Origin of the sequence: Pseudonocardia adelaidensis (genome assembly GCF_039543345.1) — a bacterium.
Taxonomy (GTDB): Bacteria; Actinomycetota; Actinomycetes; order Mycobacteriales; family Pseudonocardiaceae; genus Pseudonocardia; species Pseudonocardia adelaidensis.
Window position 1 is genome coordinate 19,251 of sequence record NZ_BAABJO010000023.1, and the last position, 16,660, is coordinate 35,910.

Consider the following 16,660-nt stretch of genomic DNA (forward strand, 5'->3'; position numbering starts at 1 on the left):
TGATCATCCACCCGCCGCCTTCACTACCCACCGTGATCAACCTCGGGAAACAACACGATGGTGTTATCCCGCTTCGGCCCGGCTAACGGAAAGCTGTGACCCGCGCGATCACCGGGTACAGGACGCGGAGGAAGGGGCCAGATGAGCGCCGACAGGAGCGACGCGACGACCGGGCCGGTGGTGCCGGAGCAGCGCGGGGTACGCGATGCGGCGCGGGCCGAGGTCCTCGCCCGCCACGGCAGGCTCACCAGGGCCGGGCGTCCGATCTTCTGCCGGCCCAGCCGCGCCGAGGTGGCGGGCAGGGCGCTGCCCCGCCCCGGCTCGGACGGCAAGGTCATCTACTCGACGCGCGAGGACGCCGAGGCGGCCGCCCGCGAGCTCGAGGCGCTCGGCGCGAGGCCGTTGCGCTCCTACATCTGCGCCCGCTCGAGGGGCGGGCACTACCACCTGACGACGGACGCTCCCCGGACGGGCCACCTCCCCCTGCACCTGCGCATCCCGCAGCAGCGCACCCCCCTCTCCGCCTGACGCACCTCCCGCTCCGTACGAACGGCACCTCCGTCCGACAGGACCGGACGAGAGTGCCGTTCGTGCAACGGCGGTGGCATCGTGGAGCCCGCCGCCACCCCGGGAGCCCGCCATGCCGAACCACCCCCGCGCCGGAGAGCCCGCTCAGGCCTCGGACCTCGTCGACCTCGACGCGCTGCTCGCCGCCTACCACGACCGCACCCCGGACCCGGACGACCCGGCGCAGCGGGTGGCGTTCGGGACGTCCGGGCACCGCGGCTCGTCGCTGCGCACCACGTTCAACGACGCCCACATCGCCGCCACCAGCCAGGCCATCTGTGAGTACCGGGCATTCCAACGCACCGACGGGCCGCTCTTCATCGGGCGCGACACGCACGCGCTGTCGGAGCCGGCGTGGGTCACCGCGATCGAGGTGTTCCAGGCCAACCGCGTGCAGGTGCTCGCCGACGCCGAGGACGCGTTCACGCCCACCCCCGCGGTCTCGCACGCCATCCTCACCCACAACCGCGGCCGGACGTCCGGCCTCGCCGACGGGGTGGTCGTCACGCCGTCGCACAACCCGCCGTCGGACGGCGGCTTCAAGTACAACCCGCCGAACGGCGGCCCGGCCGACACCGACGCCACCTCCTGGATCGCCGGCCGCGCCAACGAGCTGCTGCGCGCCGGCCTCGCGGGCGTCCGCCGCACGTCGCTCGACCGCGCGGGGCTCGCCCGCCACGACTTCCTCGGCGCGTACGTCGCCGACCTGCCGTCGGTGGTGGACCTGGACGCGGTCCGGTCGGCGGGCGTGCGCATCGGCGCCGACCCGATGGGCGGGGCGAGCGTGGCCTACTGGGGTGCGATCGCCGAGCGGCACGACCTCGACCTCACCGTCGTCAACCCGGCCGTCGACCCGCGGTTCGGGTTCATGACGCTCGACTGGGACGGCAAGATCCGGATGGACTGCTCGTCGCCGTACGCGATGGCCTCGCTCGTGCAGCGGCGCGGGGAGTTCCGCATCGCCACCGGCAACGACGCCGACTCCGACCGGCACGGCATCGTCACCGCCGACGGCCTGATGAACCCCAACCACTTCCTCGCCGTCGCGATCGGCTACCTGTACGCCCACCGGCCGGGGTGGTCACCCGACGCGGGGGTGGGCAAGACGGCCGTCAGCTCGTCGATGATCGACCGCGTCACCGCCGACCTCGGCCGCACGCTCGTGGAGACCCCGGTCGGGTTCAAGTGGTTCGTGCCGGGACTGCTGGACGGTTCGATCGGCTTCGGCGGCGAGGAGAGCGCCGGGGCGTCGTTCCTGCGCACCGACGGCGGCGTGTGGACCACGGACAAGGACGGGATCATCCTGGCCCTGCTCGCCTCGGAGATCACCGCGGTGACCGGCAGCACGCCGAGCGAGCGGTACCGGGAGCTCACCGAGCGGTTCGGCAAGCCCGCCTACGCGCGCACCGACGTGGCGTGCAGCCCCGAGGACAAGGCGAAGCTCGGCAAGCTCTCCGCCGACGACGTGCGTGCCACCGAGCTGGCCGGCGAGAAGATCACCGAGCGCCTCACCAGCGCACCCGGGAACGGCGCCCCGCTGGGCGGCCTGAAGGTCGTGACGGAGGGTGGCTGGTTCGCGGCCCGCCCCTCCGGCACGGAGGACGTGTACAAGGTCTACGCGGAGAGCTTCCACGGTGCCGACCACCTGATGCGCATCCAGGAGGAGGCGCAGGAGGTGGTGAGCGCCGCGCTCGGGTGAGACGGCGCGATCCGGCAGACTCCCGCCGGTGACCCAGAACGGATCGGAGCTCGTTCCGGCGTGGGCGCGGCGGACGGCGGGTGAGCACCGCTGGCCCGCCGCGATGGCGGTGGCCGTCACCATCGGGCTCCAGCTGCTCATGCCCCCGCAGGTGGTTCCGGACGCCCGCTTGGTCCTCCCCGCGCTCCAGCTCGCGCTGCTGGTCGGGTTGGTGGTGGTCAACCCGTTCCGGATGGACCGGCAGTCGGCCGCGCTGCGCGCGGGCGGCCTGGTCCTGACCGGGCTCGTCGCGCTGGCGAACGGGTGGTCGGTCGTGCTGCTCGTCGTCGACCTGCTCACGGGACGGCCGGGGTCGCCCGCCGAGCTGCTCACCGCGGGCGGCGCGATCTGGCTGACCAACGTGCTGGCGTTCGGGCTCGTGTACTGGGAGCTCGACCGCGGCGGGCCCGCGGCGCGCGCGGCAGCGGCCCGCGACCGCCCCGACTTCCTGTTCCCCCAGATGCAGGTCCCCGAGATCGCAGGCGCCGAATGGGAGCCGGCCTTCGTCGACTACGCCTACCTGTCCTTCACCAACGCCACGGCCTTCAGCCCCACCGACGTGCTGCCGCTGTCCCGGTGGGCGAAGCTGACGATGGCGGTGCAGGCGGGGGTGTCGCTCGTGGTGGTCGTGCTGGTGGTCGCCCGCGCGATCAACACCCTGGGCTGATCGTCCGAGCCGCCAGAGAACGATCCGGCGCAGTGCTGGAGCACGCCCGCGCGCCCCCGCAGGAGCGCGGTCATCGCGAATCCCGGGAGGCACGGGCCGACGAGCGTGCCGACGAATCCGGCCGGACCCTGCAGCGGCCGGTCCCAGGCGCCGAGCGCCAGCCCGAACCACGCCCAGGACGGGACGAACGCCATCACGACGTAGGTCGTAGGGGATTCACAGGTGGGGCACATCTCCGGGGGGCGAAGCGTTCGTCCGCAGCAGCCGGTACTCCCGCAGGACGAGCGCGATGACCACGACGTCCAGCGCGGCCAGCAACGCCAGCACGACCGATCCGGTGTGGACCGCGCGGACCAGCTCGTAGACGACGAACACGCCGAGCACGAGTGCCGCCACCGGGTAGGCGGGGCGGATCCTGCGCAGCAGCGCCCACACCAGGCCCAGCTTCAGGACGCCGTGCAGCCCGAGGTAGACGAGCACGAACGTGCGGTTGCCCGCGGTGAACTCGGCGGTGCCGGCCACGAGGTGCCGCGTGAGGAAGCCGTCGGGCGGTCCGAGCAGGTCGCGGCTGACGACCTCGGCGACGAGCCGGTCCACCGTGGCGGCCGGGACCAGCAGCAGCACCACGGCGCCGAGCAGCTCCGCTGCGCCGTCCAGGCCCTTCAGGAGCAGCGCGGCCTTGAACCAGCGCTCGGTGCGGCGTGCCCGGACATCGGCCATGGACGACTTCTACCAGCGTGCGCGACAGGAATCGCAGCGATCCGGACAACGTCCTACCCCGTACCGCCGGTCCGCCCCGATGCTCCGGGTGTGCTCGACAGGACCCGGTGGCCCGACACGCGCGAATGGCACCGCCCGTTGCTGCTGGTCGCGGCCGTGGCCGCGCCGTTCGTCGTGATCTCGCTCGCCGGCGTGCTGCTGGACGACCGGGTGCTGGTCGGAGCGCCGATCTGGTTGAAGCCGTTCAAGTTCGCGGTGTCGATCGTGATCTACGCGGTGACGTGGGCCTGGCTGTTCGCCCACCTGCCGCGGAATCGGCCGGTGCGCTGGTCCACGACGATCATCGCGGCGATGCTCGTGATCGAGTACGTGATCATCGTCGCTCAGGTGGTGCGCGGGAGGCAGAGCCACTTCAACGTCGCCACCCCGCTCGACGCCGGGCTCTGGGCCACCATGGGCACCTCGATCGTGGTGCTCTGGATCGCCAACCTCGTCGTGGCCGGGTACCTGCTGCGCCGGAAGGTCGGCGGCCCTTCCCTCACCTGGGGCGTCCGCGCGGGCGCCGTCATCTCGCTGTTCGGTGCCGCGGTCGCGTTCGTGATGCCACGGCCGACCGCGGCGCAGCGCGCATCGTTCTCCGACGGCACCTTCGCCGGGATCATCGGCGGGCACGGCGTCGGCGTCGCCGACGGCGGGCCGATCATGCCCGTCACGGGGTGGAGCACCACTGGTGGAGACCTGCGGATCGCCCACTTCGTGGGCCTCCACGCGCTGCAGGCGCTGCCGCTCGTTGCCGTGCTGCTGGCACTGCTGGCCGGCCGGGTGGCGGTGCTGCGCGCCGAGGAGGTCCGCACGCGGCTGGTCGTCGTCGCCTCCGCGGGGTACGCGGGGCTCACGCTCCTCTCGCTGTGGCAGGCCCTGCGCGGCCAGCCGCTGACCAGCCCGGACGTACTCACGCTGGCCGCCTTCGGCGTGCTGGTGCTGCTCGTTGCCGCCGCGGTGGTGGCCGTGCTCGGGACGAGCCCCCGCGACGCGCGGCGCACCCGGAAGACCGCGCGCTGAGCCCGTTCCGCGGGTCGCGGTCTCCCTTCGGGCCTGTCGCTCCGGCACACTCGCCTGGTGGCCGGCGCGCCGACGGTGCTGCCCGGGCCGGTCTCGTCCTTCGTCGGCCGGCGCCGGGAGCTGGCGGCCGTTGCCGGGCTGGTGGCGCGGCAGCGGCTGGTCAGCCTCGTCGGTCCGGGCGGCTGCGGGAAGACGCGGCTGGCCGCGGAGTGGGCCCGGTCGCAGCCCGCGGAGCTGGTGGGTTTCGTGGAGCTGGCGTCGTTGCCCGACGCGGCGTTGCTGCCCGTCGCCGTGCTGGTCGCGTGCGGCATCCGGGAGGAGCCGGGCACCGACGCGGTCGACCGGGTGGCGAGCCGGTTGGCCGGCGAACCGGGCGTGCTGGTCCTGGACACGTGCGAGCACCTCCGCGACGAGGTGGCCGCCTTCGTCGACGTCCTGCTCCGCCGGTGCGCGCGCCTGCGCATCCTGGTGACCAGCCGGGTGTCGCTCGGCACGGCGGGGGAGACCGTGCTGCCCGTCGGGGGGCTCAGCTCCGACGGGCCGCAGCTGTTCCTCGACCGCGCCCGCGCGGTGCAGCCGGACCTCGCACCCGACGTGGGCTCCGCGCGACGGATCTGCGAGCTGGCCGACGGCCTCCCGCTCGCGATCGAGCTCGCGGCGGCGAAGACCCGCGCGCTGCCGCTGACCCACATCGAGGCCGGGATGGCCGACCGGCTCCGTTTCCTCGCGCGGACCAGCCCGGTCGGCGAGCCGAGGCACCGGTCCATGGAGGCGTGCATCGGGTGGAGCTACCGGCTCGCGGAGCCCCGATCCCGGCGGGCGTTGCGGGCGCTGTCCGTGCTGCCCGGGCGGTTCACCGTCGAGGCCGCGGCTGCCGTGGCCGGCGAGCCGGCCCTCGAACCGCTGGTCGACCAGTCGCTGGTGACGTTCCACGCCGACGACGGCCGCTACGTGCTGCTGGACATGGTCCGCGAGTTCGCGGCCGGGGAGCTGTCCGCAGCGGGCGAGGCCGAAGCGGTCGCGCTGCGGCTGCTCGGCTGGGCGGACGAGCTGGCGCGCTCCGCCGCGCCGGGCCTGGACCGCGCCGATCCGGCCACGGTACGGCGGGTCGAACGCGACGACGCCGGCGTGCGCGCGGCGTTGGAGTACGCCGTCCGGAGCCGGAAGGCGCTCGACGTCGCCGCCGCGATCGTCGTCGGGTTGACGTTCTACTGGTCGCTGCGGGGTCGCTGCGGGGAGGGCCTGCTGTGGGCGCGCCGGGTGGCTGCCGCGACGGCATCGCCGCCGTGCGGCCTGACGTGGGCGATGGCCTTCCTCGCCAGCTACACCGGCGACGTCGTGGAGGGGAGCAGGCTCGGGGCGGCTGCGGCCGCCGAGGCGGCGGCGGCCGGGGACGACCGGGTGCGCGGCCGGGCGCTGGTCGTGGTGGGCATGGACGCGATCTTCTCGCGGCCCGCGCACGCGCAGGTCGTCCTCACCGAGGCGGTGGACCGCACCGACCGGGCCTGCGACGGCTGGGGTTCGGTCGAGGCCCGCCAGGCGCTCGCCTACGCGTTCCTGGTCCGATCCGATCACCGCGCGGCGCTGGCGCACCTCGACGCGGCGGTTCCGGTCCTCACCGAGCTGGGGCACGCCCAGCTCCGGGCGTGGGATGCGGCCGGGCGGGCGGAGGCGGCCGTCCTGGCGGGCCGGTTCTCGGTGGCGGAGTCCGAAGGCAGGCGCGGTCTCGCGCTCGCCGGCGCGGTCGGGGAGCCGGTCAGTGCCGTGTACGCGCTGCGCCCACTGGCCAAGGCGCTCTGCCAGCAGGGGCGGGTCGCCGACGCGGCCGCCGAGCTCGCGGCCGCCGCCTCGTTCTTCGCGGCCCACCCCGGCCTCGGGGTCGGCGAGGAGCTGGCCGTGTGCGCCGCGACCGTGGCGGTGTGGCGCGATCCGGCGACCGCCACGCCGGCCGCGGAGGAGGCGGTACGGGCCGCAGGCGAGGTGGCTGGGCAGGCGAGCGAAGCCGGGGCGCTGCTCGCCATCGCCCGGCTCGCGGCAGGCGATCCCGACGGCGCGTGCGCCGCCGCGGCGGCCGCAGTGCGCTGCGCCGAGCCGATCGAGGCTCGCGAGTCGGCGTGCACCGCGGGCCTGGCCTGGTGCGCCGCCGAAAGGATGCTGGGCACGGCCGGCGCCGGCACCGTGGGGCGCGCGCACCGGGTGCTCGCCGCCGCCGCGGACCTCGCGCTCCTGCCGCAGGTCGCGGACGCGCTCGACGTCGTCGCCGGGCTCGCCCTCGACCAGGGCCGCCCCGCGGTCGCGGCCCGCCTGCACGCGGCCGCTGCCCGGACAAGGGCCGAGATGGGATCCCGGCCGTCGGCTCTCGTGGACCTGTTCCGCCCCGCCGACGATCGGGCCGTGGCAGCGCGGCTCGACGCCGAGCAGCTGGCTGCCGCGGGGCGGGAGGGAGCACGGCTGACCGCTGCCCGGGCCGCGGCGTACGCGGCGCGCTCCCGGGGCCGGCGGGCGCGTCCGCGATCCGGTTGGGAGAGCCTGACCCCGACCGAGCGCGACGTGGTGGCGCTGGTGGCCCGCGGCCTGGGGAACCAGGCGATCGGTGCTCAGCTGCTGATCACCGAAGGCACCGTCCGCACCCACCTGCGCAGCGTGTTCGGCAAGCTCGGGCTGCGCAGCCGCACCGAGCTGGCAGCGGAGTTCGCCCGCCGGGACCGGTAGCCCTCTGCGCATCGGCAGATGTTCCGGCGGCCCGGGATTCCTACCGTGCCCGCATGGACGCAGCACACCTCATCCAGCTCACCACCGACACGTGGAACGACCGCGACCTCGACGGCTACCTCGCGGCCTACCACCACGACTGCGAGATCACGGCCCCCGGCTTCGTCGGCAAGGGGCACCAGGGGGTCACCGAGTTCTGGACGGCGTTCATGACCGCCTTCCCGGACAACCGCGTCCTGCTCCCGCACCCGATCATCGGAGCGGGCGACATCGGCGTCGAGGAGCCGGTGCTGGAAGGGACGCACACCGGCGTGCTGGCCGGAGCGGACGGGAGCGAGATCCCGCCCACCGGACGCCGGATCTCGGTCCCGGCCGCGGGGGTCCACACCGCCCGCGACGGCAGGATCGTGAGCTCGCGGTTCTACTACGACACCCTCGAGCTGCTCACCCAGCTCGGCGTCGCGGCGGGATGACGGGCCGGACCACGACCGGATGGAGGGGGTCCGGTCGTGGTCCGGCGCAGAGCTCACCCACCGGGGGCCGGGCCCCGTTCGGCGCCGGCCCCCCGCCTCGATCGTGGTGCTCCCGCTCGCCGACCTCGCGGTCGCCGCCGCGATTGGCGAGAAAGCGTCGGTCCCTGGCAAGTCCGGTTGTTCCACGCCGCAGTCGATCGTGCCAGATTTGCCCCAGCTCCCCGGACGGCTGCCTTTCCCGTGGAATCCCGCCCATCGGAAATGGCGCCTCGATGAACACCCGTGAAAGGGACGTCATGCCTCGAAAGAACCCGGCAGCGTCGGTCGCGTTCCGCGTCGGCGCTTCGATCGCCGTGAGCGTCGCGGTCGCGGTGGGCCCGCTCGTCACCACCGGTGTCGCCGTCGCGGAACCGTCGGCCGCCCGGCCTGCGGTCGCGACCGTCGAGCAGGAGTGGGAGAACACGGCCGAGCTGAAGGAGTTCAAGACCTCCGACGACAAGGGGACCTTCTACACGCTGAACGAGGAGGAGGCGGCTGCGGCCGAGGGGGTGCACGGCAACCGGCCGACGGGTGAGGCGGCCGGGATCCGGATGTTCACGAAGAAGGTGCCCGGATCCGTTCCCCTGCACCGGTTGAAGCAGCTGAACGTGTCGTACCACACCTACATCGTCTCGTCGTACCAGCCGGAGATCGATGCCCTCACCGCTTCCGACGCCCCGCGGCGGTTCGTCGACAAGGGTGTGATCGGGTACGTGCTCGCCGAGCAGGAGGAGGGCACGATGCCGCTCTACCGCTACGCCAAGGGCACGGTCTGGCGGATCGCCCGTGACAACCGGCAGGACCTCCTGAACGCCGGCTACAAGAAGAGCTCCGGCACGCTCGGGTTCGTTCCGCAGGGCTGATCCGCCCGTCGCGCTCCGGCTACCGGACGCCCAGACGGGCCAGGTCGCGACAGGTCGCCGCGAGCAGGTCGCGCAGGAGCGGCCCGGCGAGTTGCTCGTGCACGTCGACGACCGGGCGCCCGGCGCGCAGGTCCTGCTGGTAGCGCTCGCGATCGGCGGGGTAGGGGAGGGCGGACATGGCGGCGACGACCACGGTCTCGCCGTCCCGCTCCGCGACGGCGACAGCGTGGGTGCGCAGCACGGTCTCGTCGGGGTGGCCGATCCAGCCCGCCTTCACCGCGACGTCCGCGGCCGGGACACCGAGCGTGTCCGCCACGGCGTCGGGAATCCCGAAGGCCTGCTCGGGGGCCACGGCGCGCATCCAGCCCAGTACCCGCGCCGCGCCGGGATCGCGGGCGAGCGCCCCGTAGGCCGTGACGAGCTCGGTGGCGCTCACCTCGACCCCGCCGAACCAGCCGGGATCCGCGTTCGCCATCCGCCAGCGCACGGTGGTGGAGGCGGCCAGCCGGTCGAGGATCCGCGGCGGCGGGCCGGCGTGCCAGATGCGGTTGGTGGCGGCGTTGTCGGAGTAGCGGACCGCCCGCTCGGCGTCCTCGCCGCGCCCGCCGCCCGCCGCCCACACGATCAGCGGCTTGGTCACCGACGCGCAGCGCAACCGGACGGCGCCGCGCCGGGCGGAGGTGGCCCGCAGCGGTGCCCCTCCGTACTGGGGCGAGCCGGACACCTCGCCCGCGACCTGGGCGGAGGCGCCCTCGGGGAGGGTGGCGAGCACGTCGGTGGCCGTCACAGGTAGATCCCCAGCAGCACGGCGTAGAGCGCGACGACGGGGACGAGCACCAGGTACGACGACAGCAGCTGCCAGCGCAGCGACCGGGACTCGGCCAGGCCCATCTGCCCGATCATGTCGGGGTTGGGGAACGGGCCGAGCCCGTCGGTCTGCGCCCCGGCGAGCAGCACGAGGCTCCACGCCGCTGGCGGCACGCCGAGCGCCGCGGCGAGCGGCCCGAACACCTGGTTCACCAGCACCGCCTGCGCGGCCGCGGCCCCGGCCACACCGACCCAGCCGATCAGCACGACGACCAGGCAGAACAGGTACGGGCCGAGCGTGGAGAGCGCGAACCGCTCCGCGACGCCGTCGTAGACGCCCATCGAGTCGACCAGCGTGAAGAGCACGGCGAGCAGGAAGAACAGGAAGAAGATCCCGAGCAGCCTGCTCGCCCCCGCGTAGACCGCGCCCATCAGCTCGCCGATCGGCCGGCGCGCCGCGATCCCGGTGACCGCGATGAGGAGGATCAGCGCCACCGGGACGAACGTGGCCCCCGCCGCGGTGAGCCCGCTGTAGACCACGAGCGCGACGAACGCGACCAGGAAGGCGGCGGTGGCGCGCCCGGCGCCCGGCGCGGGGTCGTGCACGTCATCCAGGTCGACGGCGCGCTCGGGCGGGTAGGGGAAGGCCTCCGCGGTGCGGCGCTGGTTCCACCGGACGGCGAGGAAGCCGACGCCGAACATGACGGCAGCGGTGGGCAGGCCGGCGGCGAGGACGTAGCCGATCCAGCTGATCTGCGCCGCCCCGTAGATGCTCGCGGTGATCGGCGCGAACGGGCTGAGCGTGAGCCCGGCGAGGCCGCTGAAGAAGAACATCGCCGCGGTGGCCGTGGTCGAGAACCCCAGCGCGGCGAGCAGCGGGATCACGATCGGCGCGACGATCGCCACGGACCCGGCGAGCGTGCCGAGCGCCCCGGCGAGCACGGTGCACGCGATCATCACGCCGAGCTGCGCCCGCAGCTGCGTGGTCAGCCCGACCTTGCGCACCACGCTCAGCACGATGAACTCGGCCACCCCGGTGCGCTTGAGCACCTCGCCGAGGCCCGCGCCGAGCAGGATGATCACGCCGAGCAGCGCGATCAGCGAACCCATCGACTCGATCAGCACCGGCCCGAGCGCCGCGGGCGTGGACCGCGTCAGCACCACGGCGGAGACCACCGCGCCCAGCGTGGCCAGCACCATGTCGACGCCGAGCAGGGCGAGCCCCGCGTACACGACGATCGGGATGAGCCCCCACAACCCCGGCTGGTCGGTCTGGATCGCCACGGCGATGCTCGCGACCAGCGCGACGGCGTAGAGCGCTGCCGCGGCGACGGCCTGCCGCCGCGACATGTCGAGCGTGTAGATGTTGATGTCCGACGTGGACGAGGTCACGGTGCCTCCAGGGGAGCGGGCGGGATGTCAGCGAAGTGGCTTTGCTGACGTCTCGGGTCAGCAAAGCCACTTCGCTGTCACGGGGGAGGCGCGGAGCGGCGGAGGACCTTTCCCGGGCGGGCATCCGTGAGCGCCCCGTCCGCCAGCACCGGCTCGCCCGCCACCAGGACGTGCTGCACGCCCGTCGAGAGCTGCCACGGGTCGTCGTAGGTGGAGCGGTCGGTCACCGTCGCGGGGTCGAGGACGGCGATGTCGGCGACCGCGCCGGGGCGCAGGACGCCGCGGTCGGTCATGCCGAGGCGGGCGGCGGGCAGCCCGGTCATCTTGTGGACGGCCGTGGCGAGCGGCAGGTCCCCGTCGCGCACGTACGGTCCGAGGACCCGGGCGAACGTGCCGAAGCTGCGCGGGTGCGGCCGGCCGGGGCCGTCGGGGCGCAGCACCCAGCCGTCGCTGGCCACGCTGGCGGCCGGGTGCCCCAGCACCGTGCGGACGTCGGCGGCCGCCATCGCGTGGTTCACGATCGACACGGCGCCCCGGTGCCCGGCGAGCACCCGCAGCGCGGCGTCGGCGGGGTCGGTGCCGAGATCGCGGGCGATGTCGGCGATGCTGCGCCCGCGCGCGTCGGTGAACGGCCCGGGCGGCAGGTCGGCGATCACCACGCCCTCGGGGTCGACGTCGCGGGCCATGCGGTCGCGCAGCCCGGCGGCCACCCGCTCCCGGGTGGGGCCGTCGGCGAGCCGCTCGAGCATCCGCTCCACGCCGCCGTCGAGCGCCCACGCCGGGAGCCGGGAGGTGAGGGTGGTGGACGAGGCCGTGTAGGGGTAGACGTCGCAGGTGACGTCCACGCCGTCGGCGCGGGCCCCGTCGATGATCGCGAGCGCCTCGGCGACGGCGCCGTGGTTGCTTCGGCCCATCGCCTTGAGGTGCGAGATCTCCAGCCGCACCCCGGTGGCCCGGGCGGTGGCGACCGCCTCGCGCACGGCGTCGAGCAGGGTGTCGGCCTCGTTGCGCATGTGCGTGGAGTAGAGCAGGCCGTGGGCGGCGGCCACCCGCGCCAGCGCGGTGACCTCGGCGCTGTCCCCGTACGCGCCCGGCGCGTAGATGAGCCCGGTCGAGAAGCCCCAGACCCCCTGCCCGGCCGCCGCGGCGAGGAGTTCCTCCATCCGCTCCAGCTCCGCGGGCGACGGTGCGCGCTCCGCGCCGCCCATGACGGCCAGGCGCAGCGCGGAGTGCCCCACCTGCAGCGCGAGGTTCACCGTGGGCCGGGTGCCGTCGACGGTGTCGGCGTAGCCCGCCGCGTCGGTCCAGGTCCAGTCCAGCTCCGCCTGCAGGAACGCCGACGCCGACCGCAGCGTGTCGAGGTCGCCGACCGGGAACGGCGAGAAGCCGCAGTTGCCTGTCACCAGCGTGGTGACGCCCTGGGTGACGGCGGTGTCGGCGGCCGGGTGCCCGGCGATGCTGAAGTCGGCGTGCGAGTGCAGGTCGATGAACCCGGGGCAGACCACGAGCCCGTCGGCGTCGATCCGCCGGCCGGCGATCGTGCCCGGTGCGGCGACGGCGTCCACCCGGCCGTCGGTGACGCCGACGTCCGCCGCCCGCCCGGGAGCGCCGGTGCCGTCGACGACCGTGCCACCGGCGATGACGAGGGCACTCATGTCAGCACCGCCAGGATCGCGACGTACATCAGCGAGGCCGGGATCAGTACCAGCCACCCGGTGAGCAGCAGCGATCTCAGGTTCGTCGACCGGGCGAGGCCCATCGCGCCCACCATGTTGGCGTTCGGGAACGGGCCGTACGTGTCGGCCTTCGACGCCCACAGCAGCACGATCACCCAGGCGCCCGCGCCGAGCCCGACGGTGGTGGCGAGATCGCCGAACACCTTGTCCAACAGCACGACCTGGGCGGCGGTGGCCCCGGGCACGCCGACCCACCCCAGCAGCGCGATCGCGGCGGCGAAGCCGAGGCCGGACGAGCTCTGCAGCTGTGGTCCGAAGATCTGCAGCACGACGTCGTAGGGCTTCAGGCCGTCGATCACCAGGAACAGCGCCGCGAGCAGCCAGAACAGCAGGAAGATGCTCACGAGCCTGGCCGCGCCGCGGTAGAGGTGCCGGGCGATGTCGGTGGTGGGGAGCCGGGCCGCCAGCCCGGTGGCGATGCCCAGGAGCGGCAACGCGAGCAGCGGGAACGAGGTGCCGGCCGCGGTGATCGTCGCGTAGGCGACGGTAGCGGCGAGCAGCACGAGGAACACCGCGGTGGCCCGCCCGGCGGACGCGGGCACCTCCGCCTCCTCCGTCTCGAGGTCGGCATCGGTGTAGAAGTCGCCGAGGCGCGCGCTGCGCCGCTGGATCCAGGGCACGACGACCATCGCGACGAGGAGCGACAGCACGGCCAGGGGCGCCGCGCCGTACTGCAGGTAGGTCAGGTAGCCGACGTCCGCGGCTTCCATGATCGCGACGTTCGACCCGGCGAACGGGGCGAGCGCGAGCCCCGCGCAGCCGCCCACGAACATCATCGCGGCGGTGGCCGCGCGCGTGAAGCCCACGCGCGCCGCGACCGGCAGCAGGATCGGCGCCGAGATCGCCAGCGCGCCGGCGAGCGTGCCGAGGCTGGTGACGAGCACCAGGCAGGACAGCATCACGCCCAGCAGCACGGCCCGCTGGCTGCGCTGGCCCGCCACCCGCAGCACCCAGTGGACGATGGTGTGGGCCACCCCGGTGACGCGCAGCACCTCACCGACGCCGGCGCCGAGCATGATGATCACGCCGATCGTGGTGACGAGGTCGCCCATCGACTTGCCGAGGAGATCCCCGAAGTCGGCGGGCGTCATCCGGGCGATGAGCACGCCGCCCACCAGGCTCACCACGGTGGCGATCACCAGGTCCATGCCGAGCAGGCACAGCACCGCGTACATGGCGATCGGCACGACACCCCACAGCGTCGGTGCCTCGGCCACGGCGCCCGCGACGGCGCAGACGACCAGGCCGGCGACCGCGATGGCGGTGGTGACGATGCGGCGGCCGCGGCCCTGTTCCAGCTCGTAGGCGTTGGCGCGGTCGGTCTCTTGGGTCATCGGGTCCCCTCGTGGGTGCGGACGGCATGCGCCCGCACGAAGTCCTCATCGACGTCGTGCCCGAGGCCGGGGGTGTCCCACGGCACGGCGACGTTGCCGTGGTCGGCGCGGATCGGTGGGGTGACCACGTCGCGCGCGTAGTACTTGTCCGAACCGGAGACGTCCGACGGCAGGACGAACCCGGGCAGGCTGGACAGCGCGACGTTGGCGGCGCGGCCGACGCCGAACTCGTGCATCCCGCCGCACCACACCGGGACGCCGTGCTCGCGGGCGAGGTCGTGCGCGGCGACGGCGGCGGTGAGCCCACCCATCCGCGAGACCTTGATGTTGAGCACCCGCCCCGCGCCGACGGCGAGTGCGGTCTCCAGGTCGTGCCCGTCGACGATCGACTCGTCGAGGCAGACCGGGGTGTCGAGCACCGCCTGCAGCCGGGCGGACGCCATGAGGTCGCGCGGCGCGAAGGGCTGCTCGATCATGGTGAGGCCGGCGCCGTCGAGGGCGCGCAGCGCCACGAGGTGGTCCTCGTCCTCGGTGTAGGCGCCGTTCGCGTCGACGTGCAGCGCCAGGTCGGGGAACTCGGCGCGGACGGCGGCCACGGGCTCCACGTCCCACCCGGGTGCGATCTTCAGCTTCACCCGCGGGTAGCCGGCCTCGACCTGCCTGCGCACCTGCTCCACCAGCGCGTCCACGCCGGGCTCGATGCCGAGGCTGACGCCCGCGACCACGGTCCGGCGCTCCCCGCCGAGCGCCCCGGCCAGCGGCACGCCCTCGGCGCACGACCAGAGCGACCAGCACGCCATGTCGAAGCCGGCCTTGGCGAACTCGTTGCCACGCACCTTCTCCCACGCCACGGAGGCCCGCGCGGGGTGCTCCCATTCCGCGCCCAGCAGCGCGGGCGCCAGGTACGCGGAGCCGATTGTCCAGCACGTCTCGACGGTCTCGGCGGCGTAGAAGGGCCCGGACGGCGACGCGACCTCGCCCCAGCCCACCGCTCCGCCTGCGTCCTCGACCCGCACGAGCACGTGCTCGAGGTAGGACTTGCGGTGCGAGCTGGTCTCGAACTCGTGCACCAGTGGCAGCCGCACCTGCAGCAGCTCGATCCGATCGATCCGCACCTATCGGTCTCCGTCCGCGTAGACGCCGAGGCGCGCCGTGAGCACGTCGCGGCGCGCGAGCCGCCTGCGCGCGCCCTTCGCGCTGGCCGCGGCGAGGGTGGCGAGGATGTGCACGACGGCGGCGACGGCGGTGGGGGAGTCGGCGTAGGACGCGCTGTCGGTGCTCACGACGACCGCGACGTCGGCCACCCGCGCCACCGCGCTGTCCGCGTCGTCGGTGACGCCGACGACCGCGCCGCCCGCCGCGGCGAACTCCTCGGCCACCGCGATCGTCGAGCGCGCGTAGCGGCGCAGCGAGAACGCGACCAGCACGTCGCCGGGCCGCACGTCCGAGAGCACGTCGACCGCCCGTACGACCGTGCCGTCGATCAGGGTGACGTTGGCCATGCTCGCCGACAGGTCCGTGGCCAGCAGCGAGGCGTAGGACCACGACTTGGACCCGCCGGCGACGAACCGCCGCTTGGCGGCGACGATCCGCCGCGCGGCCTGCTCCAGCGAGCCGTCGGCCTGCAGGCGCTCCAGGGTGGCGGACAGGTTCGCGGTCTCCTGGGCGACCACCTGCTGCAGCAGGGCGGTGGCGGTGGAACGGCGCTGCAGGCGGGCACCGTAACGCTCGTCGGGCGTGCTGAGCCGGCGGTTCTCGACCGTCACCGCGCCCCCACGCAGTAGAGGGCCGTGCGGTCGTCGGCGCGCCGGCACGACAGCAGCACCCGGCCCGAGCCGAGGAGCCGGGTCAGCTCGTCGGCGACGCGGTCGCGCACCTCCAGCGCCCGGCCGGTGCGCCGGAGCTCGTCGCCGCTCGCCGGCACCGCGAGCCAGCAGACGTCACCGTCCGGCCGGCACCCGCCCCAGTCCGGGACGTCGCGCGACAGCGGCGGGACCGCCGCGGGCGGCGGCTCGTCGAGGTCCCACTCGACGACGACCCGGTCGGTGCGGCCGTTGTGGTCCTCCATGTCGTAGAGGTCGCGGTGGAACCAGCGGCCGACGGCGCCGAGCACGTCGAGGTTGAAATGGGCGTTGCGGGCCTGCAGCGGGTCGTACGCCCACCGCATCGTCCGCACGCCCGCGCGCCGGGCCACCTCGGCCTGCGCCCGCTTGAGCTGCCGGCCGACGCCGCGGCCCTGCGCGGCCGGGGCGACCGCCGCCGTCTGCGAGTAGTGGTACGGCGTGCCGTCGTCGAGCCCCACGAAGCCGTAGGTGAAGCCCACCAGGCGGTCGTCCTCGTCGAACGCGCCGACGGCCGACCCGCCGGTGTGCCGCAGCGCGGAGAGCAGCTTCGGGGTGAACGCCGGGTCGTCGCCGGGCAGGCCGAACACCTCGCGGTAGAGCCGGACGGCGGCGAGCCGCTCGGCGGTGGTGGCGAGGGGCCGGGTCGTGATCCCGGGCATGCTGCTCCCAACGGTGATACGCAACGTATGGGTGATGGTCATACCGC

Annotated in this window: 15 protein-coding genes; 7 read left to right on the top strand and 8 right to left on the bottom strand. The window is 74.2% G+C overall.

The features are described 5' to 3' along the window. The first annotated feature begins 141 nt into the window (after positions 1-141). The 3 genes from ABEA81_RS26730 to ABEA81_RS26740 all read left to right on the top strand — a co-directional run bounded on the left by ABEA81_RS26730 (position 142) and on the right by ABEA81_RS26740 (position 2,972). Entirely contained in the window at positions 142-528 is a 387-nt protein-coding gene (locus ABEA81_RS26730; protein ID WP_345608285.1) for a hypothetical protein, read from the top strand. Between the two features lie 112 nt (positions 529-640). Beyond that, positions 641-2,266, top strand: a complete 1,626-nt coding sequence (pgm, locus tag ABEA81_RS26735) for a phosphoglucomutase (alpha-D-glucose-1,6-bisphosphate-dependent) (RefSeq protein ID WP_345608287.1) — start codon at positions 641-643, stop codon at positions 2,264-2,266. Positions 2,267-2,294: 28 nt separating this feature from the next. After that, positions 2,295-2,972, top strand: a complete 678-nt coding sequence (locus ABEA81_RS26740) for a hypothetical protein (RefSeq protein WP_345608289.1) — start codon at positions 2,295-2,297, stop codon at positions 2,970-2,972. 216 nt (positions 2,973-3,188) lie between these two features. On the opposite strand, the gene ABEA81_RS26745 is transcribed toward ABEA81_RS26740, so the two are convergent. Then, on the bottom strand, positions 3,189-3,692 hold the full coding sequence (locus tag ABEA81_RS26745) for a DUF2127 domain-containing protein (RefSeq protein ID WP_345608291.1): 504 nt from the start codon (positions 3,690-3,692) through the stop codon (positions 3,189-3,191). A gap of 90 nt (positions 3,693-3,782) precedes the next feature. Here ABEA81_RS26745 and ABEA81_RS26750 point away from each other — a divergent pair, with 90 nt between their 5' ends. The 4 genes from ABEA81_RS26750 to ABEA81_RS26765 all read left to right on the top strand — a co-directional run bounded on the left by ABEA81_RS26750 (position 3,783) and on the right by ABEA81_RS26765 (position 8,841). After that, positions 3,783-4,754 carry a hypothetical protein gene (locus tag ABEA81_RS26750; protein WP_345608293.1) on the top strand — a complete coding sequence of 324 codons (972 nt, stop codon included), beginning with the start codon at positions 3,783-3,785 and terminating at the stop codon, positions 4,752-4,754. A 57-nt stretch (positions 4,755-4,811) separates the two neighbouring features. Then, positions 4,812-7,466 carry a helix-turn-helix transcriptional regulator gene (locus tag ABEA81_RS26755; protein ID WP_345608295.1) on the top strand — a complete coding sequence of 885 codons (2,655 nt, stop codon included), beginning with the start codon at positions 4,812-4,814 and terminating at the stop codon, positions 7,464-7,466. Positions 7,467-7,519: 53 nt separating this feature from the next. After that, complete coding sequence (locus tag ABEA81_RS26760; RefSeq protein ID WP_345608297.1) at positions 7,520-7,939, top strand: ester cyclase; 420 nt, start codon at positions 7,520-7,522, stop codon at positions 7,937-7,939. A gap of 296 nt (positions 7,940-8,235) precedes the next feature. Continuing rightward, positions 8,236-8,841 (top strand): hypothetical protein, encoded by a 606-nt coding sequence (locus tag ABEA81_RS26765; RefSeq protein WP_345608299.1) that lies wholly within the window; start codon positions 8,236-8,238, stop codon positions 8,839-8,841. Positions 8,842-8,860: 19 nt separating this feature from the next. On the opposite strand, the gene ABEA81_RS26770 is transcribed toward ABEA81_RS26765, so the two are convergent. The 7 genes from ABEA81_RS26770 to ABEA81_RS26800 form a co-directional block, all read right to left on the bottom strand. Further along, positions 8,861-9,628: a hypothetical protein gene (locus ABEA81_RS26770; RefSeq protein ID WP_345608301.1), complete on the bottom strand. Its 768-nt coding sequence runs from the start codon at positions 9,626-9,628 to the stop codon at positions 8,861-8,863. Further along, a complete protein-coding gene (locus ABEA81_RS26775; RefSeq protein WP_345608303.1) occupies positions 9,625-11,040 on the bottom strand; it encodes a Na+/H+ antiporter NhaC family protein in 1,416 nt (471 codons plus the stop codon). Before ABEA81_RS26775 ends, ABEA81_RS26770 begins: the two co-directional genes overlap by 4 nt. 77 nt (positions 11,041-11,117) lie before the next feature. Then, positions 11,118-12,695 (bottom strand): N-acyl-D-amino-acid deacylase family protein, encoded by a 1,578-nt coding sequence (locus tag ABEA81_RS26780; protein ID WP_345608305.1) that lies wholly within the window; start codon positions 12,693-12,695, stop codon positions 11,118-11,120. After that, complete coding sequence (locus tag ABEA81_RS26785; RefSeq protein WP_345608307.1) at positions 12,692-14,110, bottom strand: Na+/H+ antiporter NhaC family protein; 1,419 nt, start codon at positions 14,108-14,110, stop codon at positions 12,692-12,694. The genes ABEA81_RS26780 and ABEA81_RS26785 overlap by 4 nt, the downstream gene beginning before the upstream one ends. After that, positions 14,107-15,225: an o-succinylbenzoate synthase gene (gene menC, locus ABEA81_RS26790; RefSeq protein ID WP_345608309.1), complete on the bottom strand. Its 1,119-nt coding sequence runs from the start codon at positions 15,223-15,225 to the stop codon at positions 14,107-14,109. The genes ABEA81_RS26785 and menC overlap by 4 nt, the downstream gene beginning before the upstream one ends. After that, on the bottom strand, positions 15,226-15,876 hold the full coding sequence (locus tag ABEA81_RS26795; protein ID WP_345608312.1) for a MurR/RpiR family transcriptional regulator: 651 nt from the start codon (positions 15,874-15,876) through the stop codon (positions 15,226-15,228). Continuing rightward, positions 15,873-16,613: a GNAT family N-acetyltransferase gene (locus ABEA81_RS26800; protein WP_345608314.1), complete on the bottom strand. Its 741-nt coding sequence runs from the start codon at positions 16,611-16,613 to the stop codon at positions 15,873-15,875. The genes ABEA81_RS26795 and ABEA81_RS26800 overlap by 4 nt, the downstream gene beginning before the upstream one ends. Positions 16,614-16,660: the final 47 nt, after the last annotated feature.